Annotated in this window: 19 protein-coding genes and 1 tRNA gene; 12 read left to right on the top strand and 8 right to left on the bottom strand. The window is 70.1% G+C overall.

What is annotated here, in order from left to right:
• The first annotated feature begins 11 nt into the window (after nt 1–11).
• Nucleotides 12–88 (top strand) — tRNA-Met (locus ACFO6S_RS01835).
• 50 nt (nt 89–138) lie between these two features.
• On the opposite strand, the gene ACFO6S_RS01830 is transcribed toward ACFO6S_RS01835, so the two are convergent.
• From ACFO6S_RS01830 to ACFO6S_RS01820, 3 genes are all read right to left on the bottom strand, one after another.
• A complete protein-coding gene (locus ACFO6S_RS01830) occupies nt 139–1764 on the bottom strand; it encodes an acyl-CoA synthetase (protein ID WP_378413559.1) in 1626 nt (541 codons plus the stop codon).
• Nucleotides 1765–1922: 158 nt separating this feature from the next.
• Nucleotides 1923–3134 (bottom strand): acyl-CoA dehydrogenase family protein, encoded by a 1212-nt coding sequence (locus ACFO6S_RS01825; protein WP_378413558.1) that lies wholly within the window; start codon nt 3132–3134, stop codon nt 1923–1925.
• Nucleotides 3135–3160: 26 nt separating this feature from the next.
• Nucleotides 3161–4573 (bottom strand): acyl-CoA dehydrogenase family protein, encoded by a 1413-nt coding sequence (locus ACFO6S_RS01820; protein WP_378413557.1) that lies wholly within the window; start codon nt 4571–4573, stop codon nt 3161–3163.
• Between the two features lie 132 nt (nt 4574–4705).
• Between ACFO6S_RS01820 and ACFO6S_RS01815 the strand changes: the two genes are divergently transcribed.
• The 5 genes from ACFO6S_RS01815 (at nt 4706) to ACFO6S_RS01795 (ending at nt 9863) form a co-directional block, all read left to right on the top strand.
• Nucleotides 4706–5890 carry a sensor histidine kinase gene (locus ACFO6S_RS01815; RefSeq protein WP_378413555.1) on the top strand — a complete coding sequence of 395 codons (1185 nt, stop codon included), beginning with the start codon at nt 4706–4708 and terminating at the stop codon, nt 5888–5890.
• Nucleotides 5887–6519 carry a response regulator transcription factor gene (locus ACFO6S_RS01810; protein ID WP_378413554.1) on the top strand — a complete coding sequence of 211 codons (633 nt, stop codon included), beginning with the start codon at nt 5887–5889 and terminating at the stop codon, nt 6517–6519. Before ACFO6S_RS01815 ends, ACFO6S_RS01810 begins: the two co-directional genes overlap by 4 nt.
• 74 nt (nt 6520–6593) lie before the next feature.
• Entirely contained in the window at nt 6594–7277 is a 684-nt protein-coding gene (locus ACFO6S_RS01805; protein ID WP_378413552.1) for a response regulator, read from the top strand.
• On the top strand, nt 7274–8263 hold the full coding sequence (locus tag ACFO6S_RS01800; protein ID WP_378413550.1) for a HAMP domain-containing sensor histidine kinase: 990 nt from the start codon (nt 7274–7276) through the stop codon (nt 8261–8263). The genes ACFO6S_RS01805 and ACFO6S_RS01800 overlap by 4 nt, the downstream gene beginning before the upstream one ends.
• 142 nt (nt 8264–8405) lie before the next feature.
• Entirely contained in the window at nt 8406–9863 is a 1458-nt protein-coding gene (locus ACFO6S_RS01795; RefSeq protein ID WP_378413548.1) for a DUF4153 domain-containing protein, read from the top strand.
• 6 nt (nt 9864–9869) lie between these two features.
• Here ACFO6S_RS01795 and ACFO6S_RS01790 read toward each other — a convergent pair whose 3' ends face one another.
• A complete protein-coding gene (locus tag ACFO6S_RS01790) occupies nt 9870–11402 on the bottom strand; it encodes a multicopper oxidase family protein (protein ID WP_378413546.1) in 1533 nt (510 codons plus the stop codon).
• Between the two features lie 176 nt (nt 11403–11578).
• Between ACFO6S_RS01790 and ACFO6S_RS01785 the strand changes: the two genes are divergently transcribed.
• The gene (locus ACFO6S_RS01785) at nt 11579–11947 is read left to right on the top strand and encodes a DUF1304 domain-containing protein (RefSeq protein WP_378413545.1); all 369 of its coding nucleotides are present in this window, start codon (nt 11579–11581) and stop codon (nt 11945–11947) included.
• 13 nt (nt 11948–11960) lie between these two features.
• Here the strand turns inward: ACFO6S_RS01785 and ACFO6S_RS01780 are convergent, their stop codons facing one another.
• The 3 genes from ACFO6S_RS01780 to hisN form a co-directional block, all read right to left on the bottom strand.
• Nucleotides 11961–14069 carry an HNH endonuclease gene (locus ACFO6S_RS01780; protein ID WP_378413543.1) on the bottom strand — a complete coding sequence of 703 codons (2109 nt, stop codon included), beginning with the start codon at nt 14067–14069 and terminating at the stop codon, nt 11961–11963.
• Nucleotides 14070–14305: 236 nt separating this feature from the next.
• A complete protein-coding gene (locus ACFO6S_RS01775; RefSeq protein WP_378413540.1) occupies nt 14306–15658 on the bottom strand; it encodes a cytochrome P450 in 1353 nt (450 codons plus the stop codon).
• Between the two features lie 15 nt (nt 15659–15673).
• The gene (gene hisN, locus ACFO6S_RS01770; protein ID WP_378413538.1) at nt 15674–16447 is read right to left on the bottom strand and encodes a histidinol-phosphatase; all 774 of its coding nucleotides are present in this window, start codon (nt 16445–16447) and stop codon (nt 15674–15676) included.
• 82 nt (nt 16448–16529) lie between these two features.
• Between hisN and prfB the strand changes: the two genes are divergently transcribed.
• Together prfB and ACFO6S_RS01760 are read left to right on the top strand one after the other, a co-directional pair.
• On the top strand, nt 16530–17633 hold the full coding sequence (gene prfB, locus ACFO6S_RS01765; RefSeq protein ID WP_378413537.1) for a peptide chain release factor 2: 1104 nt from the start codon (nt 16530–16532) through the stop codon (nt 17631–17633).
• 81 nt (nt 17634–17714) lie between these two features.
• Nucleotides 17715–18530 carry a mechanosensitive ion channel family protein gene (locus tag ACFO6S_RS01760; RefSeq protein WP_378414054.1) on the top strand — a complete coding sequence of 272 codons (816 nt, stop codon included), beginning with the start codon at nt 17715–17717 and terminating at the stop codon, nt 18528–18530.
• Between the two features lie 139 nt (nt 18531–18669).
• Here the strand turns inward: ACFO6S_RS01760 and ACFO6S_RS01755 are convergent, their stop codons facing one another.
• Nucleotides 18670–18897, bottom strand: a complete 228-nt coding sequence (locus tag ACFO6S_RS01755) for a hypothetical protein (RefSeq protein ID WP_378413535.1) — start codon at nt 18895–18897, stop codon at nt 18670–18672.
• A 157-nt stretch (nt 18898–19054) separates the two neighbouring features.
• Between ACFO6S_RS01755 and ftsE the strand changes: the two genes are divergently transcribed.
• The 3 genes from ftsE (at nt 19055) to smpB (ending at nt 21255) form a co-directional block, all read left to right on the top strand.
• A complete protein-coding gene (gene ftsE / locus ACFO6S_RS01750) occupies nt 19055–19744 on the top strand; it encodes a cell division ATP-binding protein FtsE (RefSeq protein ID WP_378413533.1) in 690 nt (229 codons plus the stop codon).
• 56 nt (nt 19745–19800) lie between these two features.
• Nucleotides 19801–20706, top strand: a complete 906-nt coding sequence (gene ftsX, locus ACFO6S_RS01745) for a permease-like cell division protein FtsX (protein WP_378413531.1) — start codon at nt 19801–19803, stop codon at nt 20704–20706.
• A 72-nt stretch (nt 20707–20778) separates the two neighbouring features.
• The gene (gene smpB / locus ACFO6S_RS01740; RefSeq protein WP_378413528.1) at nt 20779–21255 is read left to right on the top strand and encodes an SsrA-binding protein SmpB; all 477 of its coding nucleotides are present in this window, start codon (nt 20779–20781) and stop codon (nt 21253–21255) included.
• Nucleotide 21256: the final 1 nt, after the last annotated feature.

Genomic DNA, 21256 nt, shown 5'->3' with positions numbered 1-21256 from the left:
AGTAAATGCATCGCGGGGTGGAGCAGCTCGGTAGCTCGCTGGGCTCATAACCCAGAGGTCGCAGGTTCAAATCCTGTCCCCGCTACCAAAGTACGAAAGCCCGGTCCTCGGACCGGGCTTTCGTCGTTCCGGGGACGCTCAGGCGTACGGCGAGTCCATCTCGATCAGCGCCCGACGCAGCAGCTTGCCGGTGGCATTGCGGGGCAACTCCTCGAGGAAGACGATCTCGCGGGGCACCTTGTGCCGGGCGAGGTGCGCCTTGACGTGGGCCTTGAGGTCCTGTTCGTCGCGCGGCGCACCGGCGGCGGTCACCACGAACGCCTTGAGTCGGTGTCCGAACTCGGCGTCCTCCACTCCGATCACCGCCGCCTCCAACACCTCCGGGCGTGCGACGAGCAGGTTCTCGACCTCGAGCGGGTAGACGTTCTCGCCGCCGGAGACGATCATGTCGTCGTCGCGGCCGTCGACGAACAGCAGTCCGTGCTCGTCGAAGTGGCCGACGTCACCGGTGGCGAGCAGCCCGTTGAGGCGTTCCTTGTCGCGGCCGTCGGTGTAGCCGTTGAAGCTCAGCCCGCTCGCGACGAAGATTCGACCGATCTCGCCGGGCCGGGTGATCCGGCGTCCGGCGTCGTCGTAGAGCTCGACGTGGCAGGTGACGGGTGGGCGGCCCGCGGTGCCGGGGGCGAGTGCGAGTTCCGCAGGCGTCGCGACCGTGGCGACCGCGACTTCCGTTGAGCCGTAGAGGTTGTACAGGACGGGGCCGAAGCTGTCGGTGGTCCGGGCACAGAGGTCGGGGGACAGGGCGGAGCCGGCCGCGAAGATCACCTTGAGGTTGGAGGTGTCGTACTGCGCGAGCACGTCCGCGCCCAGGTCGAGGATTCGCTGCAGCATCGTCGGCACCACCACCAGCACGTCGGCCCGGTTGTTGGCGAGCAGCGCCAGCGCACCTACGGGGTCGAACCTGCGCTGCAGGACGACGGTCTGGCCGAGTGCCAGTGCGACGGCGAACTGGGACAGTCCGGTGCCGTGGAAGGCGGGCGCGGCCATCATCATCGTCTGGCGACTGCGCAGCGGGACGCGGTCCAGGAACTGCGCCGCGGACAGCGCCGAGGTGTGCTCGCGGGGCGCGCCCTTCGGGGTGCCGGTGGTGCCGGAGGTGAGGAGCACGAAACTGCCGGGCACGGGCGGCGGCGGCACCGTGTCGGTGGACCGGCCGAGGAGCAGTTCGTCCAGGTTGCGAGTGCTGCCGGTCGCGTCCGCACCCCAGGACAGGTAACGCAGCACGTCCGTCGGCAGCGCGTCCGCGACGTCGGCGAACTCCTCGTCGTAGACGAACGACCGAACCTGTTCGCGGGCAGCGACATCCACCAGTTGGGGCGCTGCGAACCCGGTGTTCATCAGCACCAGCTTGGTGCCGGACTTGGCGGCCGCGAGCATGGCGAGAAGCAGGCCGCGGTGGTTGCGGCACATCGCGCCCATCACCGACCCCGGCGTGACGCCGTCCGCGACCCAGGCCCGGGCCAGCGCGTTCGACTGCTCCTCGAGCTGCGCGTAGGTGAGCTGGCCGCGGTCGTCGACGACGGCGACCGCGTCGAGCCCGTTGCGGACGTGGGCGTGGATCAGGCCGGCGAAGGGGCCGTACTGCGCCACCGCGCGGAGCGAACGGATTCCTCGGTCGACCCGACGGAGCGGCACCAGGCCGGTGCGAAGGAGCACCCGCGCGGCGCCGAGGTTGTCGGTGACCTTCTCGAGTGCGCCTCGCATGTGCTTCCCCCCTGGAAAACGGCTGCATCGGTGTGCCGGGATCGATCGAGGACAGCCTAGTGGGACGGCGGCGCGGATCGTGGGCGGTTGGAGCGACCGAAGGGCACCGGGCTGCGGTCCGGCCGCGCCTCGGTGCCCTTCGGTCGAAATCGGGTGGACTACTTGAGCTCGGACGACGACTTGCCGAGCACCCGACGAGCCACGATCAGCTGCTGGATCTGCTGCGTGCCCTCGAAGATGTCGAGAATCTTCGAGTCGCGGGCCCACTTCTCCAGCAACGGACGCTGCGAGTAGCCGAGGGTGCCTGCGAGCTCGACGGCCTTGAGCGTGACGTCGGTACCGGTGCGGCCGGCCTTCGCCTTGGACATCGAGGCCTCGAGCGAGTTCGGCTTCTTGTTGTCGGCCATCCACGCGGCCCGCAGCGAGAGCAGGTACGAGGCCTCCCAGTCGGCCTCGAGCCGCAGGAACTCCGCGGCCGCGGCGTGCTGGTTGTAGACGGGGGTGTCGTAGGAGATCTCGACGCCCGCGTCGGTCAGGATGGTGCGCAGCTCCTCGAGCGCGGCGCGGCCGACGCCGACGGCCATGGCGGCGACCAGCGGCCGGGTGTTGTCGAAGGTCTGCATGACCCCGGCAAAACCCTTCTCCACGTTGACCTCCGGGCTGCCCAGGATGTTGTCCGCGGGGATGCGGCAGTCCTGCAGCAGGAGCACGGCGGTGTCGGAAGCCTTGATTCCCAGCTTGTGCTCGAGGCGGGCCACGCTCAGGCCCGGTGCGTCACGCGGGACGACGAACGACTTGATCGCCGCGCGGCCCTTGGACTTGTCCACGGACGCCCAGACCACGATGTGGGTGGAGCGCTCGCCTGCGGTGACGAAGATCTTCTCGCCGTTGAGGACCCACTCGTCGCCGTCGAGGACGGCGGTGGCGGTGACCGCGGCGGAGTCGGATCCGAAGCTGGGCTCGGTGATGGCCATCGAGGCCCAGACCTTGCCGAAGCGCTCGAGCTGCTCGTCGGTGGACACCGCGGCGATGGCGGCGTTGCCGAGTCCCTGGTAGGGGATCGACAGCATCAGGCCGACGTCACCCCAGGAGGTCTCGAGCGCGTTCAGCAGCGCGGACATGTTGCCGCCGTTGGAGTTGCCGAGCAGCTCGGTCGGCTTGGCGTCGGACCGGCCGCCTGCGGCGCCGCCGACGTCGCCACCGGAGTCGTTGAGGCCCTCGACCATGGCGGCCATGGTGTCGAGCTCGACGGGGTACTCGTGCTCGGCCAGGTCGTACTTGCGCGAGATGGGCCGGAAGATTTCCGCTGCGACCTGGTGCGCCTGGTTCGCAGAGGCTTTGAGCTTCTTGGGAAGTTCGAGGTTGATCATCAAAGTCTCCTAGTGGTGCAACAGCGTCAGATGAGGACGATGCCCTCGGCAACGCCGATGGCACGGAGGTCGCGGTACCAGCGCTCGACCGGGTGCTCCTTGGTGAAGCCGTGGCCGCCGAGCAGCTGGACGCCGTCCAGTCCGATCTGCATGCCCTTCTCGGACGCCAGCTTTCGGGCCAACGCGGACTCGCGGGCGAAGGACAGGCCCTGCTCGGCACGGGACGCGCCGCGGAGGGTGACCAGTCGCATGCCGTCGAGTTCGATGGCGATGTTCGCGACCATGAAGGCCACGGCCTGGCGGTGGCTGATCGGCTCGCCGAACGCCTCGCGCTCGTTGACGTAGGGGATCACGTAGTCCAGGACGGCCTGGCTGGTGCCGACCGCCATCGAGGCCCAGCCCAGGCGGGCCAGCCGGATCGCGTTGGCGTAGTCCTCGGCGCGCGACTTGGCGTCGCCGTCGCCGAGGATCGCGGACTCCGAGACCGCGACGTCGGTGAGGATCAGCCGTCCGAGGCCCGCGGCACGCAGGCCCATGCTCGGGTCCGCCTCCACCACAAGGCCCTTGGCGTCGGACTCGACGATGAAGAAGGCGGGCTTGCCGTCCAGCTCGGCCGCCACGATGAACAGCTCGCAGTCCGCGGCGGCGGGGACGAGCGACTTGACGCCGTTGAGCTTGTATCCGCTGGGGGAGCGGACGGCCCTGGTCTGCAGCGCGAACGGGTCGAACAGTGCGCGCGGCTCGTTGACCACCACCGCGGCGTTCGGCACCTGCTCGCCGGTGAAGGCAGGCAGGTAGGTCTTCTGCTGGCTGTCGGTGCCCCACTGGGTGAGCGCGACCGCGACGCCGCTGGGCGCGAGGATCGGCAGTGCCAGGCCCATGTCGCCATGGGCGAGGGCCTCCGCCACCAGGGAGTTGGTGACGGCGCCGCGCTCGCTGGCCGCGCCGTCGAGCTCCTCGGGGACGTTGATCAGGGTGATGCCCAGTTCAGCGGCCCGCTTGGTCAGGTCGGCGGGTGCCGCGGCGGCCTCGTCGGCGTCGTGCGCGGCCGGGCGGAGGATCTCGCCCGCGAAGTCGCGCACCGTCTCGACGATCATCTGCTGCTCGTCGTTCGGCGTGAGGTCGAAGTAGCCGGCGGTCTTGCTGGCGCCGCCGGGCAGGCGCTTGGGCTGGTTGCCGCCTGCGACCTTGGTGAAGGTGCGGGTGGCCGCGCCGAGCGTCTTGAAGCCGGTCTTGGTGCCCTCGTAGGTGGCGCGGTCGATGACCTGTCGCAGGTTGTACTTCTCGGCCAGCTCGGAACCGGTGATCCGGGTCAGCACGCGCATCGCGGCGCCCATGGCGTCCCGCTTGACGGGGTTCAGGCCGACCGCCGAGGTGTCGCGGGGCGCGCGCGGGGCACCGTTCGACTTCACAACGCTGTCTTGCTTGCTCATGATCACCAGGTTTCTCGGTGTTCGGTCTTGGACGGGCTCTATCTTACTCTGGAGTAAGAAGTGAAGTCGAGCAGATTCGGGTAAGTGACCACCGTCACGGTCCGCGCCGAGGTTGCGGGCTCGCCTACCGTGGACGGTGTGACCGCGACCCGCCCCCGCCGCGACCTGCGTCTGCTGCTGCGCGGCGTGCCGCTGGTCCTGGTGCCGGTGCTGCTGCTGGCGAGCACGTATCCGGGTCGCTACCAGGTTCCGTGGGGGTACTGGCTGTTGGCGACTGCGGCGGCCGCGGCGTTCGTCGTCGGCGAGAGGTGGCCGCTGCCGGTCTCGCTCGTCATCTCGGCGCTGGCCGCCGCCATGTTCGTGGCCCACCCCTGGGGCGTGGCCGGCCTGGTCCCGTACCTGGGCGCGCTCGCGTTGGGCGAGGTGGCGATGCGGGCCCGCGGCTCCTGGCCGGTGGTGGTGGCGACGCTCGGTTGGACGGCGGCGGTGCTGCTCGGGCTCTGGTCCGACTCCTACTCGACCTTCTGGCGGGCCGCGACATTCGTCGAGACGGCGGCCTACGTGGGCCTGCCGGTGCTCCTCGGGCTCTACCTGCGTGCCCAACGTGACCTCGCGCAGACCTACCGGGCGGCGGCCGCGGAGGCCGAAGTGCGAAGGGCCGAAGCGGATCTGCACGCGAGGGCGGCCGAGCGCAGCGCGTTGGCTCGGGAACTGCACGACCTGGTCGCCCATCACATGGCGTCGATCGTGCTGCGGATCGGCGTCGCCCGGCACGTGGTGGCCGACGCGGACCCGCGGGTGCAGGACGTGCTCGACGACGTGCACTCGACGGCCTCCGACGCGCTCGCCGACATCCGGCGGCTGCAGGTCGCGCTGCGGGACCCGTCGCTCGACAGCATCCCGCTCGTGGAGTCCGACGCTGTGCCGGTCGAGATCGCCGCGGCGATCGAACGCACCCGCGGGGCCGGATTCACCGTCGTCGCCCAGGTCGACCCCGACCTCGGTGGGTTGGACGCGATCGGGCGGCTCACCCTGCTGCGAGTGGTGCAGGAATCGCTGACCAACGTGATGAAGCACGCGGACCCGGACGGCGCGGTGGCGGTGACGGTCACGCGCGAACTCGGCGGCGTCACGGTCCGGGTCGACAGCGCAGGTCGTGGCGCAGGCGCGGCGGATTCGACCGGGCACGGTGTCGTCGGGATGGGCGAACGCGTCGAACTCGTGGGTGGCAGCCTGCACGTGGGCGCCACGGAAACGGGGTGGCACGTCGAGGCCTGGATTCCCGGGCCGACCCACCCGACAAGTGAGGACGGTGACCGATGATCCGAGTGCTCATCGTCGACGACCAGCGACTGGTTCGCGCGGGCCTGCGGATGCTGTGCGAGTCCACGGACGACCTCGAGGTGGTCGGGGAGGCGTCGAACGGGGTCGAGGCAGTCCGGCTGGCGGCGGAACTTGTCCCGGAGGTGGTCCTGATGGACCTGAGGATGCCCGGGCTGGACGGGGTGGCGGCGACCCGGCAGATCGCCGCCTCGGGTGCACGCACGAAGGTCCTGGTGCTCACCACCTTCGACGACGACGAGCACCTGTACCCGGCGCTGGCCGCGGGCGCGGCGGGGTTCCTGGTCAAGGACACCGCGCCCGGCGACCTGCTCGGCGCGATCCGCCGGACCGTGGACGGGGACACCCCGCTCTCGCCCCAGTTGCTTCGTCGCCTGGTCGACCGGGCGGTCGACGCCGCCCCGGCTGTTCCCGAGCCGCCGCCGGCGGCGCTGACCGACCGCGAACGGGAGGTGCTGGCACTGGTCGGGGACGGCCTGAGCAACCAGGAGATCGCGGACCGGTTGCACCTCGGTGTGACGACCGTCAAGACGCACGTCGCGAACCTGATGGGCAAGACCGGCTGCGACAACCGGGTGCGGCTCGCGGTCTACGCCCACCGACACGGCTGAGCCTTTTCGAACCTGCACGAAACCTTCACATTTCCCGACGGGCATCCCCACACCCGCCCCCTAGGGTCGAGATCATGACCCAGCGCAGAGTGCTCGTCGTCGACGACGAACGCACCATCTCCGAGTCGATCGCCGCGCGGCTGCGCGCCGAGGGCCACCACGTGCAGACCGCCGCCGACGGTCCCGAGGCGGTCGCGCGCTGCGCCGAGTACCGGCCGGACCTGGTGGTCCTGGACGTGATGCTGCCCGGCTTCGACGGCCTCGAGGTGTGCCGGCGGATTCAGGCGGCCCGCCCGGTCCCGGTGCTGATGCTCACCGCCCGAGCCGACGAGACCGACCTGGTGATCGGGCTGGGCGTCGGCGCCGACGACTACCTGAGCAAGCCGTTCAGCATGCGGGTGCTGGTGGCGCGGGTGGCTGCGTTGCTGCGCCGGACCGACCGCGCGCTCGAGGGCGCCACCGAGTCGCAGGTCCTGGTGTTCGGCGACGTGACCATGGACCTGACCCAGCGGCGGGTCCGCGCCGCCGACCTCGAGGTGCACCTGACCCGGACCGAGTTCGACCTGCTCGCCCACCTGGCCGCCCGGCCACGCGCGGTGATCGACCGCGAGTCGCTGCTCGAACAGGTGTGGGGCTGGGGGGACGCGGCGAACAGCCGCACCGTCGACAGTCACGTGAAGGCGTTGCGCCGCAAGCTCGGTGGGGACCTGATCCGTACCGTGCACGGGGTCGGGTACGCACTGGAGACGCCGCGATGAGGCTGCCGAGACCGCTCGACCCGCTGCGCTCGTTCAAGGTGAAGACCGGGCTGCTGGTGGTCGCCTCGTTGGTGCTGGCGTCCCTGACGTTCTGGGCCACCTCCCAGTGGCAGTTCCGGTTTGCGTTGCTCAGCGCGCTGGTCGTCGCGTTGGTGGTCACCCAGGTGCTTGCGCACGGGATGACGTCCCCACTGCGGGAGATGACCGCGGCGGCGCGGGCGATGGCGACCGGCGACTACACGCGCCGGGTGCGGGCCACCTCCCGTGACGAGATCGGCGAGTTGGCGGTCGCGTTCAACCAGATGGCGGCGGACCTCGAGGCCGAGGACCGGTACCGGCGCGAGCTGGTGGGCAATGTCTCCCACGAGCTGCGCACCCCGATCACGGCGCTGCAGGCGGTGCTGGAGAACGTGGTTGACGGGGTGGCCGAACCCGACGAGGCGACGATGCGGGCGGCCCTCGCCCAGACCGAGCGGCTGGGTCGGCTGGTGACGGACCTGCTGGACCTCTCGCGGCTCGAAGGGGGTGTGGTCCCGTTGCAGCGGAGGGTGTTCGAGGTGCGGCCCTTCCTCGACGAGGTGGTGCGCCTGGCGGCCGACCCCACCCGCCCGTCGCCCGTCCGGGTCGACGTCGAGCCGGTGGGACTGCGCGGTAGCGCCGATCCGGCGCGGCTGCACCAGGTTGTGGCCAACCTGCTCGACAACGCCGCGCGGCACGGTTCCGCCGAGTCCCCGGTGCTGGTGCGGGCCCGCCCCGGTGACGTGGCCGGCGGGCTGATCCTGGACGTGCACGACGACGGTCCCGGGATCGCGGACGTCGACCGTTCCCGGGTCTTCGAACGGTTCACCCGTGGCGGCGCGCAGGACGGCGGCACAGGCCTCGGCCTGGCGATAGCCCGCTGGGCGGTCGAGCTGCACGACGGCCGGATCGGCGTCGTCGACACCGAGACCGGCTGCTGCATCCGGGTGGTCCTCCCGCCCGGCTGACCGCCGGATCCCCTTCCTCCCCGCTCGATTCCGCCGGGACGCGTCGCCAGACGACACGTCCCGCGATGACTCCTGCCCGCAACTCCCTGCCCTGATCCGAGAGACCACGATGACAACGACGACAACCGCGACCGTAACGCCGGTGCCCACGCCGGCCCGGCCGCGTCGGCGCCCCTCCGCCTGGCGCCCGGACCGCACCTCGATGGCCCCGCGGGCAACCGTGACCGCGGCCCTGGGCGCGGGCGCCGTCGCCGCGGTGGCGCTCGACCCGTCGGTGGTGAGCATCGCGTACCTGCTGACCGGCGCGGCGGTGGCGGCGACGGCGTTCGTCACGGTGGTGCCGCGACCGACGCCCGCGCAGGTGGGGGCCCTGCTCGCCGCGCTCGCGCTGCTCGCCGTTGCGGGGGTGCGGGGTGCGGACTGGCTTGCCGTGGTGTGCGTGGTGGCGAGCTGGATGGTCGGTTCCGTCGCGCTGGTGGGGGGTCGGACCTGGACGGGGCTGGCGCTGGCCTCGGTGGCGTTGTGGTGCACGCCGGCCCGGCTGGTGGGCTGGGTGCGGCGCGGCCGGTCACGTCACGCGCGCGAGTCCACGGTGCGGCCGGGCCGGGTGCTGGCGGTGGCCGCGGTCAGCACCTGCCTGGTGCTGCTCTTCGGGGCGCTGTTCGTCAGCGCAGACCCGGAGTTCGGCCGTCTCTTCGAACGGGTGGTACCCGCTGTGGGACTGGGCAACCCCCTCCCACACCTGGTGATCGGCGTCCTGGTGGCGGGCGCGGCGCTGGCGGCCACCTACCTGCGTCGGCGATCGCCGCGGTTCGACTCGCTCGCCCCTGCTCCCGCGCGTCCATTGGCCCGATGGGAGTGGGCGGTGCCGTTGGCCCTGCTCGACCTGCTGTTCGCCGCCTTCGTCGCGGTGCAGTTGCGGGTGCTCTTCGGTGGCGACGGCCATGTCCTCGGCACCGACGGCCTCACCTACGCCGACTACGCACGCCAGGGGTTCTGGCAGCTCTCCGCGGTGACGGTGCTGACCCTGCTGGTCATCGCGGTCGTGGTGCGCCGGATCGACACCACGGCACGGCGCGACCGCAGACTCGCCAGGGTGGCGCTGGGCCCGCTGTGCGTGCTGACGCTGCTGGTGGTCGCGTCTGCGGTGCACCGGATGGCCCTGTACGAGAGCGCGTTCGGGTTCACCCGCCTGCGGCTGGGCGTGATGGCGGCGGAGCTGTGGCTCGGCGTGGTGTTCGTGGCGCTGCTGGTGGCCGGGGTGCGGATGACCGGTCACTGGCTGCCGCGGGCAGTGCTGGCGTCTGCGGTGGTCGGGACGCTGGCCTTCGCCGCGATCAACCCCGACGGGTACATAGCCGACCGGAATGTGCAGCGGTACACCGAGACCGGGAACATCGACGTGGCATACCTGCGGGGGCTGTCGGTGGACGCGGTGCCCGCCCTGGACCGGCTGCCCGAGCCGGTGCGCTCCTGTGCGCTGCGGGGGATCGGCGTCGGCGGGGACGCTTCCGGGTTCGCCTACAACGCCGCGCGCTCGCGGGCGGCGCAGATCCTGCGGGAGCGGCCGGTCGGGCCGTGCGACTTCGGTCAGTGGTGATTTCGGTCAGTGGTGACCCGCCGGCATCGGAGTCGCCCCGGCGGTGTCCATCCGCATCGGGGCCGGCAGCTGGCCGGGCTGCAGGACCAGGAACTGGCCCATCATGCCCTGGTCCTCGTGCATGGCCAGGTGGCAGTGGTACATGTACGGGAACGTCGGGTCCGTGTAGTCGGTGAACCGCAGCGCCAGCCGGATTCGGCTGCCCGGCGGCGTGTAGACGGTGTCCTTCCAGCCGGCCAGCGCCGCCGGCGGCGGGGTGCCGTCGATGTCGAGGATCTGGAACTGGGCGTCGTGCACGTGGAAGTTGTGCGGCCAGTTGTCGACGTTGCGCACCGTCCAGATCTCGGTGGTGTCGACGGTCGGGGAGAAGTCGATGCGGTTCATGTCCATCCGGGTTCCGTTGATCATGAACCACTGCATCTCGAAGTCGCGTTCGGCGACCGCGTCGGCGGGGTCGAGGCGGGCGACGGTGGCGAGTGCGGCGGGCAGCGCGGCGCCGGCCGTCAGGGCCGCGACCGGTCGCAGGTCGAGGATGTCGAAGGCGTCGTCGAAGCCGAACGACGCCGCGTCCGCGGGGGCGATCCCGGCGCGGTCGGTGATCGGGAACGACCGCAGCAGCGCGTCGACGCCGGCCCGCATCGTGATCACCAGTTCGACGCGTTCGCCGGGGCTGAGTTGGATCCGCTTGGCCGGTACCGGTTCCGGGAGGAGTCCGCCGTCGCTGGCGACCAGGTGGAACTCGCGGTCGTCGGCGAATCCGAGGTTGTAGAGCCGGCCCGAAGACCCGTTGAGCACGCGCAGCCGGACCCGGTCGTGGGCCACCGGCAGGTACGCACCCGCGATGCCGTTGGTGACGATCGTGTCGCCGAGCAGGCCCACGTCGGTGGCATCGGATTCGTCGAGCGCGCCGTCGGCGGTCAGGCGCCGGTCCTGGATGATCAGGGGGATGTCGTCCACCCCATAGGTGTTGGGCAGGCCCGCGGAGTCGGTGACGTCGTCGTCGATCAGGAACAGCCCGGCGAGGCCCCGGTAGACGTGCTTCTCGGTGGAGCCGTGCGGGTGCGGGTGGTACCAGAGCGTCGCACCGGGTTGGTTCACGGTCCACGCGGGTGCCCAGGTGCCCCCGGGCTCGATCGTCTGGTGCGGGCCGCCGTCGAAGCGGGACGGTAGGTGCATGCCGTGCCAGTGCACCGTGGTGGGTTCGGGCAGCGCGTTGTCGACGGTGAACGCGACGGCCTCGCCGCGACGGGCCCGGATGGTCGGGCCGAGGACGGAGCCGTTGTAACCCCAGGTGGCCGTGCGCTTCCCGGCGATCAGTTCGGAGCTGCCGGTGCCCGCGGAGAGGGCGAAGTGCCGGGTGCCGGCCGCATCCACGGTGGAGGGCGCCAACGGCGGGATCGGCAGCGGACGCCCGGACCGGCCCAAGAGGGAGGCGGGTGCCGCGGTGGTACCGGACTGTCCGAGAGCGCATCCGACGGACAACGCGATCGGCGCGGCTGTCAGTCCCGTCAGGAACGCCCGCCTGGAAATGTTTCGCACCGTGCTCCTCGGGTAGGTGGTGAATCGGTCCACTCGAGTCTTCGGGTTCGGGAGGGGCGTGACCTCCGTCCGGAGGCCGGGGATTCGGGCGCGGGAGTCCTGCCCCGGGACCTTGTCGGGCGAGGGGTGGTGTGCTACGCCGCGAGGTCGGCCGGGGATTGTGGGATCGTTGCCTCATGCCGGTCATCGCGCAGGTCTTCGCCGCACTCGCCGCTGCTCTGCACGTCGCGATCTTCGCGATGGAGAGCCTGCTGTGGACGCGGCCGCAGGTGTGGAAACGGTTCGGGTTGACCAGCCAGCAGGACGCCGAGGTGACCCGGCCGCTGGCCTACAACCAGGGCTACTACAACCTCTTCCTCGCGATCGGCATCGTGGTCGGTCTGGTCATCGGGGGAGTCGGCGGGCACGCGATCGTCGTGTTCTGCCTGGTGAGCATCATCGGTGCCGCCGTCGTGCTGGGTTCGACCGGTACGGCCTACCTGCGGGCGGCGGTCCTGCAGGGCATCTTTCCCGTACTCGCGCTGCTCGCGCTCGCTGTGTTCTAGTCGGCGCGGACGCCTAGAAGGGCGGGGGCGCGAGCAGGTACCGGGCGTGGACGATGCCGAGGTGCTCGGCGTGATGGGCACGGAGTCGTCGGCAGTGCGCCAGATGCTCGGGGTCGGTGACGGTCGTCAGCTCGTCCAATGTCGGGGGCAGGTCGCCGGGATGCATGTGGATTTCCCACCAGGTCGGTTCGTAGATCGCCAGGTCCGGAGGGGCGCCGGCCTCGTGGTCGGCGGGCGCCCGGTCCGGTGGTGGGGGCTCGGGCACCGCCGGTCGTGATGCCGGACGCGGCGGTGGTGCCGGGGCATAGCGGTCCGGCAGCGTGACTCCGATGGCGCCGTTGCGGCTTATCCAGACGATCACGTCGCCGGGGAGGCGGATGACGCGGAAGTGCCGGTCGGTCTTGGCCTGGTGGTGCAGCGTGCAGGCCGGTTCACCGTTGGTCTCGACGGTCCAGCCGCCGCGCGCGGGGTGCGGGTGGTCGAACTCGACGATGTGGTCGAACTGGCACCGGCGGGTCGGCACGGTGCAGCCCGGGAACGTGCAGGTGGAGTACTTCGCGAACACTGCCCGCCGGACCGCGGCGGAGGGGCGGTAGGTCAGGGCCCCGTCGGGTGGGTGCTCGTATCCGCCGTGGCCGTCGCTGAATTCACCGGCGAGCAGGTCGGGGTTCGCGGCGATCGAGTCGAGGATGTCGCCGACGGTGCGTTCGGGGGTGAGATCGGTGCGCGGCGGTGGTTCGTGCCAGGTCGGCGGTGGTTCGTCAGGGCCGGGTGGGGTCGCGCCGGCGGGTCTGCGGCGGCCGCGGGTCCGGGTGGGGGCGCCGGGTGCGTACTCGTCGGTGGCGGTGTTGTCGCCGAATGTTGTTTCCTCGCAACTGCTGTCGCTGGCGCTGCCGGACCCCTTGGCGTCGGTGGCGCCCGGCCCGCACGGGACGCAAGTCGGGTCGATGTCTGCGTCGGCGTCTGCCGTGTCACTGGGTTGCGCAGTCATGTCTACATCGACAGGCTCGGCGGTCCGGCCTGGTTCCCCGGCCTCGCACCCGCCGTCACCACCGACTATCAACGTGGTGCTTCTCATCCCGCCGCCGGAACCGTTGCTGCCCCGGCCCTTGCCTGCCTTGATGTCCCTCGCGTCGGAGATGATCGCCTGCCATGTCGCGTCCTCGGCCATCCGCCGCGCCATCTCCGGATCGATCGGGCCGTGTCCGGACAGGAAGGCCGGATCGTCCACCAACCCCAACAGTGTCTCCAGGTCGACATGGACCTGCACGTCGACGTGTCCGTGCTCACGTACGTGGACCGGCAGCAGTTTCGTCCGGCATCCGGGGTCGTCGCACCGACACGCCAGGTGCTGTTCGCCGTGGATCAACGCCACGAATCCGTCGACCAGCAGGTTCGCCCGCGTCCGCGGATCCCGTGGGCAGACTGTCGCGGCGATCTGCTCGATCAGTCCTTCCACGACCAGGCCCTCGGCGGCGGTGAGCGTCGCGTACAGGGTCGCCATGCCGTGGGCGTCGGGGGTGACCGAGATCCGGCGGCCATGCCGCTCCCTGCGTCTACGTGCCTGTTCGGCCTCGTCGGGGTTGACGCGGATCAGCAGTCGCATGATCTCCCGAGCCAGTCGGCCGGGCGCGGCCTGCAGGGCGGCGTCGACCACCAACGGTTCGACAGCGGTCAGGGTGGCGTCGCTGATCTGGTCGGTGCACTGGCAGATCATCCGCACCCGCGGGTAGTCCAGTTTCCCCGCGAGGAACGCCGCCCGAGTCAGTGGGAGGTGGTGGTCGAGCTGGTCTCCGACGGCGAGGTAGCGGCGGATGGTGGTCGCAGACATGGCCAGTGAGAGGGCGGCTTCGGTTTCAGCTCCGCGGCCGCCCCGTTCGGCGGCGGCGTACTCGCCGAGGCGGTCGATGTCGTCCTCGATGCCGCGGCGGGCAAACGCGGCGAGGGTGAGGATCTTGTGGGCGGCGGCGATGTTCTCGGCCGTCGCGAACCCGCGCAGTGCATCCAGCGCCTGGGGTCCGGTGTCGTAGTCGACGACGTACTCGGCGGTCCGGCAGCAGTCGCAGGCATCCGGGCAACTTGCCGTATCGGCGTCGCCTCCCGAATCCCCATGATCGAACATGTGTACTAGTTTACGCCCGAAGGTGACTCATGTCACCCCCCTCCGGGTGGATCTGAGTCTGTGCCCCAACCGGGTTCGGCATCAGGTGGTGAAGGGATGGGTGATGTCTCAGGACATCGAGGGCCCGTCGTGCGACCCGGACTGTCGCCAAGGCTGCGTCGAATCCCGAGGCGCTCGTTACGACGAGACCGGCGGCAGTTCCGGTGGCCATCAACGAAGAATCCCGCCAGCCGACTTCACACCTCGACGCGAGTGAACTTGAGCCGCAGCCCCTTCGGACGCAATGTCAACGTCTCCTCCACCGCGAGCTCGTACCCGGGTTCGGGCTCGACGTCGAAGCGCACGAGCAGGGTGGCCAGGGCCAGCGTCATCTCGTGCAGCGCGAACTGGCGACCGATGCACGACCGGATTCCGGTGCCGAACGGCTTGAACAGCTCCGGCGCACGGCCGCGACTGTTCTCCGGCGTGAACCGATCCGGGTTGAACTCGTCCGCGTCGGGTCCCCAGGCCGCGTCGCGTTGGACGGCGAGCAGGAGCACGAAGACCCATTCGCCGGCCGAGATCTCGTGACCGCCGAGGGTGGTGTCCCGCTTCGCCGAACGGAAGAAGCCGGGCGCGGTCGGCCACAGGCGCAGCGTCTCGGAGATCACCTGGCGGGTGTAACGCAGACGCGGGACATCGTCGTAGGTCACCTCGCCGCTCGAGACGACCGCACGGGCCTCGGCGCGCATCCGCGCCGCGATCTCGGGACTGCGCGCGATGAAGTGCAGTGCGAACGCGAGGGCGTTCACCGAGGTCTCGTGGCCGGCCACCAGGAAGGTCAGCACCTGGTTGCGGATGTTCTCGGCGTCGAGCTCGATGTCACCGTCCGGGTGCAGCATGCGGTCGAGCAGGTCGGACCGTCGCTCGCCGGTGGTCCGCCGCTCCTCGATCACCCCGTCGACCGTCCGGACCAGCAGTTCCTGGTCCAGCTCGTTCTGCCGCTCCGCCTTGCGGCGCAGCAGCTTCCCGACGAACGCCAGCGGGACGGCGGACCGCTGCGCGTGGGTCAGGGTGCGGCTCATCGCCCCGACCAACGGGTGCTCGGCGCCACCGAACGAGTCGAAGCTGTACCCGAATCCGCAGCGGCCGATGACCTCGAGGGTGAGCTTGCCCATCTGCTCGACGACGGGCACGAACTCGCCGGCGTGGGTGTCCAGGCTCGTGCACAGCTCGTCGACGACCTCGGTCATCGTGCCGTGATAGGAGATCATCGCCTCCTTGGCAAAGGCCGGCAGCAGCACCTCGTGGGCCTTCGCCCAGTTCGACTCCCAGTTGTAGGCAGTGAACAGCGCGTCGCCCACGACCGGCCGCAGCCGCTCGAGCGGGCGGCCGACGAACTTCTCCCAGCGGGCCTCGTCGTAGACCTGCGCGGCCAGCTCCGCGGACCCGACGAAGGTCAGGTCGGTGCCCAGGATCGAGCGGCGGTAGATCGGTCCGAGCTCGGTGAACCGTTTGAGCGTCGTCTGGTTCGGCGTGACCGTGTCCAGGCCCAGCACGTCGCCCACGAACGGCACCCGCCGCGGCGGGTGGGGAATGGTCGTCGTCACTGCGTACTCCCGCGGTCAGCCGCGAAGTCGTTCGAGCACCGCGTCGTGCAGCAGCCCGTTGCTGGCGACCGCGCTGCCGCCGTGCGGGCCTGCGCTGCCGTCGAGAGCGGTGAAGCGTCCACCGGCCTCGCGGACCAGCAGGTCGAGCGGCGCGAGGTCCCACAGCGACACCTCGGGCTCGGCCGCGACTTCGAGTGCGCCCTCGGCGAGCAGGCAGTAGGACAGGAAGTCGCCGTACCCGCGGACCCGCCACACCTCGTCGGTCAGGTCGATGAACTGGTCCCGGATGCCGCGGTCACGCCATCCGCTCAGGCTCGAGAAGCTCAGGCTCGCCGCGCCCAGGCGGTCGACCGCGGACACCGAGAGCCGTGCGGGCGCACCGCCGTCGAAGCTGGCGAACGCGCCGTCGCCGGCCGACGCCCACCACCGCCGGTTCAGCGCGGGGGCGCTGACGACGCCGACCACCGGGACGCCGTCCTGCAGCAGGGCGATCAGCGTGGCCCACACCGGGACGCCGCGGACGAAGTTCTTGGTGCCGTCGATCGGGTCGATCACCCACTGCCTGCCCTCGAACACCGCGTCGCCGCCGAACTCCTCGCCGAGCACCGCGTCGTCGGGGCGTTCGGCGGTCAGCCGCGCCCGCGCGGTCCGCTCGACGGCCAGGTCGGCGTCGGAAACCGGGGTCAGATCCGGCTTGTCGTCCACCTCGAGATCGAGCGCCCCGAACCGGGTGCGGGTGAGGGCGTCGGCATCGTCGGCGATGCTCAGGGCGAGTTCGAGATCGGTCACCCGATGAACGTACTCGACCTGCCGGTGGCGAATTCGAACCGCGGGCGCCGACCGTCAGTGGTCACCGGTAGCCTTGGGAACCGTGCATCCCGACGTTTCCGCAGACCTCGCCGAGCTCGACACCACCCTCACCACCGTCGAGAGGGTGCTGGACGTTGAAGAACTGAGCCGACGCATCGACGAGCTCGAGCATCAGGCGGCCGACCCCGACCTGTGGAACAACCAGGATCACGCGCAGCAGGTGACCAGCCAGCTCTCGCATGCGCAGGCCGAACTGCGCCGCGTGCAGGGCCTGCGGCAGCGACTCGACGAGATGCCGATCCTCTACGAGCTCGCGGAGGACGAGGGTGGCGACGCGGTTGCCGAGGCCGACGCCGAGCGCGCCAGCCTGCGCGAGGACATCGCGGCGATCGAGGTCAAGACCATGCTCTCCGGCGAGTACGACGAGCGCGACGCCCTGGTCAACATCCGCTCCGGCGCGGGCGGCATCGACGCCGCGGACTGGGCCGAGATGCTCATGCGCATGTACGTCCGGTGGGCGGAGAAGCACGGCTACGGCGTCGAGGTCTACGACGTCTCCTACGCCGAAGAGGCCGGCATCAAGAGCGCGACCTTCGCGGTCAAGGCGCCGTACACGTACGGCACCCTCTCCGTGGAGATGGGCACCCACCGCCTGGTGCGGATCAGCCCGTTCGACAACCAGGGCCGCAGGCAGACCTCCTTCGCCGAGGTCGAGGTGCTGCCCGTGGTCGAGACCACCGACCACATCGAGGTCAACGAGAACGACGTGCGCGTCGACGTCTACCGCTCGTCGGGCCCGGGCGGCCAGTCGGTCAACACCACCGACTCCGCGGTGCGGCTGACGCACATCCCCACCGGCATCGTGGTGACCTGTCAGAACGAGAAGTCGCAGCTGCAGAACAAGGTCTCGGCCATGCGGGTGCTGCAGGCCAAGCTGCTCGAGGTCAAGCGCCGCGAGGAGCGGGCCGAGATGGACGCCCTCAAGGGCGACGGCGGCAGCTCCTGGGGCAACCAGATGCGCTCCTACGTGCTGCACCCGTACCAGATGGTCAAGGACCTGCGCACCGAGTACGAGGTCAACAACCCGTCCGCGGTGCTCGACGGCGACATCGACGGCTTCCTCGAGTCCGGGATCCGCTGGCGGATGCGCGGGGAGCAGGGCTAGTTGTTGATCACCGCACTCGGGTGGCGGGACGAGGCCAGGCCTTTCGAGGCCTGGCTGACCACCAGTGGGCTCGAGATCGTGATGTACGTGCTCGGCGGTCTCATCGCGGGGCGCTTCCTCAGCTGGGCCGGCAATCGCATCACCGACCGGATCGACCTGAACTACAGCCAGGGCGACGCCCTGGTGCGATCCGAGGCCACCAAGCACCGGCACGCGCTGGCGCAGGTGATCACCTGGGTGCTGATCACCATCGTCTACGTGCTGGTCACGATCGAGGTGCTGCAACGCCTCGGCTTCGCGGTGTCGAGCCTGGTCGCGCCCGCCACCGTCCTCGGTGCCGCGCTCGGCTTCGGCGCGCAGCGGGTGGTGCAGGACATCCTGGCCGGGTTCTTCATCATCGCCGAACGGCAGTACGGCTTCGGTGACGTGGTCCGGATCGCGATCACCGGGGCCGGTGACGACGCCTACGGCACGGTCGAGGACGTGACCCTGCGGGTGACCCGGCTGCGCTCCTCCGACGGCGAGGTGCTCACCATCCCGAACGGCCAGATCGTCAAGGTGGTCAATCTTTCCAAGGACTGGGCACGCGCGGTGGTCGACGTGCCGATTCCCGCGGCGGTGGACATCAACCACGTCAACGACGTGCTGCACAGCGTCGGCCGAGAGGCGCACGAGGATCCGGTCCTCGCGCCGCTGCTGCTCGACGAGCCGACGGTGATGGGAGTCGAGAGCATCGAACTGGACACCGTGAACGTCCGGATGGTGGCCCGCACCCTGCCCGGCAAGCAGTTCCAGGTGGGACGCGAGCTGCGGGCCCGGGTCGCGGAGCGGCTGCGCCGCGAGGGGATCCTCGTCGGTCCCGAACTGGCCACCGACCAGACGGGCGAACCCTCGTGACCACGGAAGCGCGCGCCGAAACGCAGCCCGCAGTTGCCTGGTACCGGAGGGTGCCCGAGCGGCTGTTCTGGGGGCACATCCGGACCTCGACCGTGCTCATGATCGTCGGCTTCCTGGCCGCGGCGATGCTGCACGACCACTACAACCCGCCGCCGTCGACTGAATCGGGGCCGTCCGTGCCGGCGCAGACCAGCACCGAGCCCGCACCGGCGTCGCAGCAGCCGTCGACGAGCCGGTCGTCGGCCTCCACCACTCCCACCACCACCACCCCGTCGTCGAGCACCACCCCGCCGCCGTCACCGCCCGCGGGAGCATCGACGACGCCGTCGAAGCCGCCGCTGATCGTGCTGCCGCCGGGCGTGCCCATCCCGTCGGGCGTGGACCTGCCACCCGGCGTGATCGGTGAGGCGCCGGTGACGGAAGTGACGCCGACTTCGGCCCCGCCGACACCCTGACACCACGCTGGCCTGCACGTCGTCGTTACCCGGATCGCCGGAAGGTGATCATGGCTAAACTGGCTCCTCGTGATCAGCGTGGAGAATGTGTCCAAGTCCTACAAGACCTCGTCGCGGCCTGCCCTGGACAAGGTGAGCGTCTCCGTGGACAAGGGCGAGTTCGTCTTCGTCATCGGCCCGTCGGGCTCGGGGAAGTCGACCTTCATGCGCCTGCTGCTCAAGGAGGACACGCCCACCTCGGGCGACATCCACGTCGGTGACTTCCACGTCAACCGGCTCGCGGCCCGCAGGGTGCCCAAGCTCCGGCAGTCCATCGGCTGCGTGTTCCAGGACTTCCGGCTGCTGCAGCAGAAGACGGTCACCCAGAATGTCGCGTTCGCGCTCGAGGTGATCGGCAAGCCGCGCGCGATGATCGAGCGGACGGTGCCCGAGGTGCTGGACCTGGTGGGTCTGTCCGGCAAGGCGGACCGGCTGCCCACCGAACTCTCCGGCGGTGAGCAGCAGCGGGTCGCGATTGCCCGCGCCTTCGTCAACCGGCCGCTGGTCCTGCTCGCGGACGAGCCGACCGGAAACCTGGACCCGGACACCAGCGGCGACATCATGCTGCTGCTCGAACGGATCAACCGCACCGGAACCACGGTGCTGATGGCCACTCACGACAACCACATCGTCGACTCGATGCGGCGCCGGGTGGTCGAACTCGATCTCGGACGCGTGGTGCGCGACGAGGCCCGCGGTGTCTACGGGGTGGGGCGCTAGCCGCCCGCCGACTCCGCGCCGTCCCACCCCGACCACACGAAGGACAGTCAACTCCTATGCGTGCCAGCTTCATCTTCGGCGAGGTCCTCACCGGCCTGCGTCGCAACATCACCATGACGGTGGCGATGATCCTCACCACCGCGATCTCGCTCGCCCTCTTCGGCAGCGGCCTGCTGGTCGTCCAGATGGCAGGCAAGACCCAGCAGATCTTCCTGGACCGGGTGGAGGTGCAGATCTTCCTCACCGACGACGTGTCCGTCTCGGACCCCGGCTGCACCCAGGAGATCTGCAAGAACCTGCGCGCCGACCTGGAGAACACCGACTCGGTGGTGTCCGTGCAGTTCCTCAACCGCGACGACGCGGTCACCGACGCCAAGGAGCGGGTGTTCAAGGACCAGCCCGAGCTGGCGTCGATGGTCAGCCCCGACGCGCTGCCTGCCTCGTTCAAGGTCAAGCTGTCCGATCCCGACCGGTTCGGGGTCGTCAACGACACCTTCGCCAGCAGGCCCGGCGTGGAGAGCGTGCTGAACCAGAAGGACCTGGTCGAGCGGTTGTTCAGCGTGCTCGGCGGCATCCGCAACGCCGCGTTCGCGATCGCCGTCGTCCAGGCCCTCGCGGCTATCCTGTTGATCGCGAACATGGTTCAGATCGCCGCCTTCACCCGCCGGGCGGAGGTGGGCATCATGCGACTGGTCGGCGCGACCCGCTGGTACACCCAGCTGCCGTTCCTGCTCGAGGCCGTCGCCGCCGCCCTCGTCGGCGCCGTGCTCGCGGTGGTCGGGCTGTTCACCGCCAAGAACCTGTTCGTCGACGACATGCTCACCGACGTCTACGACGCCAACATCGTCGCCCGGATCTCCAACAGCGACGTGCTGCTGGTCTCGCCGTTCCTGGTGCTGGTGGGGGTGGGGATGGCCGCGGTCACCGCCTACGTCACCCTCCGGCTGTACGTGCGGGAATAAGCGCTTGCCAGTTCGACCTATCCTGGTGGAGACAGGCACGTTGAGAACACAGTGGACTGAAGGGGCCCAGACGTGAAGGAAAAGGGCCGCAAGGTCATCGCGAGCAACCGCAAGGCTCGGCACAACTACACGATCATCGACGTCTACGAGGCGGGTATCGCGCTGGTCGGCACCGAGGTCAAGAGCCTGCGTGAGGGCAAGGCGTCGCTGGTGGACGCGTTCGCCACCGTCGACGACGGCGAGGTGTGGCTGCGGGGACTGCACATCCCGGAGTACACCCAGGGCACCTGGACCAACCATTCGCCTCGGCGGACCCGGAAGCTGTTGCTGCACAAGCGCGAGATCGAACACCTGGTGGGCAAGACCCGCGAGGGCAACCAGACGCTGGTGCCGCTGTCGATGTACTTCAACGACGGCAAGGTGAAGGTCGAACTGGCCCTGGCCAAGGGCAAGCAGGACTACGACAAGCGTCAGGACCTGGCCCGACGCACCGCCGAGCGCGAGGTGACCCGTGAGATGGGTCGTCGGGTGAAGGGCATGAGCCGCTGAC

Source organism: Rhodococcus kronopolitis (assembly GCF_042654025.1).
GTDB lineage: Bacteria > Actinomycetota > Actinomycetes > Mycobacteriales > Mycobacteriaceae > Rhodococcus_G > Rhodococcus_G kronopolitis.
This window is presented reverse-complemented; position numbering and strand designations above follow the sequence as displayed.

Excerpts from the sequence above, each read along its gene's own strand:
- ACFO6S_RS01755 (WP_378413535.1), bottom strand. The coding sequence starts at position 18,897 with ATGGGCACGCCCGGCGGCAGCACGATCAGCGGCGGCTTCGACGGCGTC.
- ACFO6S_RS01785 (WP_378413545.1), top strand. The coding sequence starts at position 11,579 with ATGCCGGTCATCGCGCAGGTCTTCGCCGCACTCGCCGCTGCTCTGCAC.
- ACFO6S_RS01810 (WP_378413554.1), top strand. The coding sequence starts at position 5,887 with ATGATCCGAGTGCTCATCGTCGACGACCAGCGACTGGTTCGCGCGGGC.
- ACFO6S_RS01830 (WP_378413559.1), bottom strand. The coding sequence starts at position 1,764 with ATGCGAGGCGCACTCGAGAAGGTCACCGACAACCTCGGCGCCGCGCGG.
- ACFO6S_RS01760 (WP_378414054.1), top strand. The coding sequence starts at position 17,715 with ATGTACGTGCTCGGCGGTCTCATCGCGGGGCGCTTCCTCAGCTGGGCC.
- ACFO6S_RS01805 (WP_378413552.1), top strand. The coding sequence starts at position 6,594 with ATGACCCAGCGCAGAGTGCTCGTCGTCGACGACGAACGCACCATCTCC.
- ACFO6S_RS01800 (WP_378413550.1), top strand. The coding sequence starts at position 7,274 with ATGAGGCTGCCGAGACCGCTCGACCCGCTGCGCTCGTTCAAGGTGAAG.
- ACFO6S_RS01825 (WP_378413558.1), bottom strand. The coding sequence starts at position 3,134 with ATGATCAACCTCGAACTTCCCAAGAAGCTCAAAGCCTCTGCGAACCAG.
- ftsX (WP_378413531.1), top strand. The coding sequence starts at position 19,801 with ATGCGTGCCAGCTTCATCTTCGGCGAGGTCCTCACCGGCCTGCGTCGC.
- ACFO6S_RS01780 (WP_378413543.1), bottom strand. The coding sequence starts at position 14,069 with ATGTTCGATCATGGGGATTCGGGAGGCGACGCCGATACGGCAAGTTGC.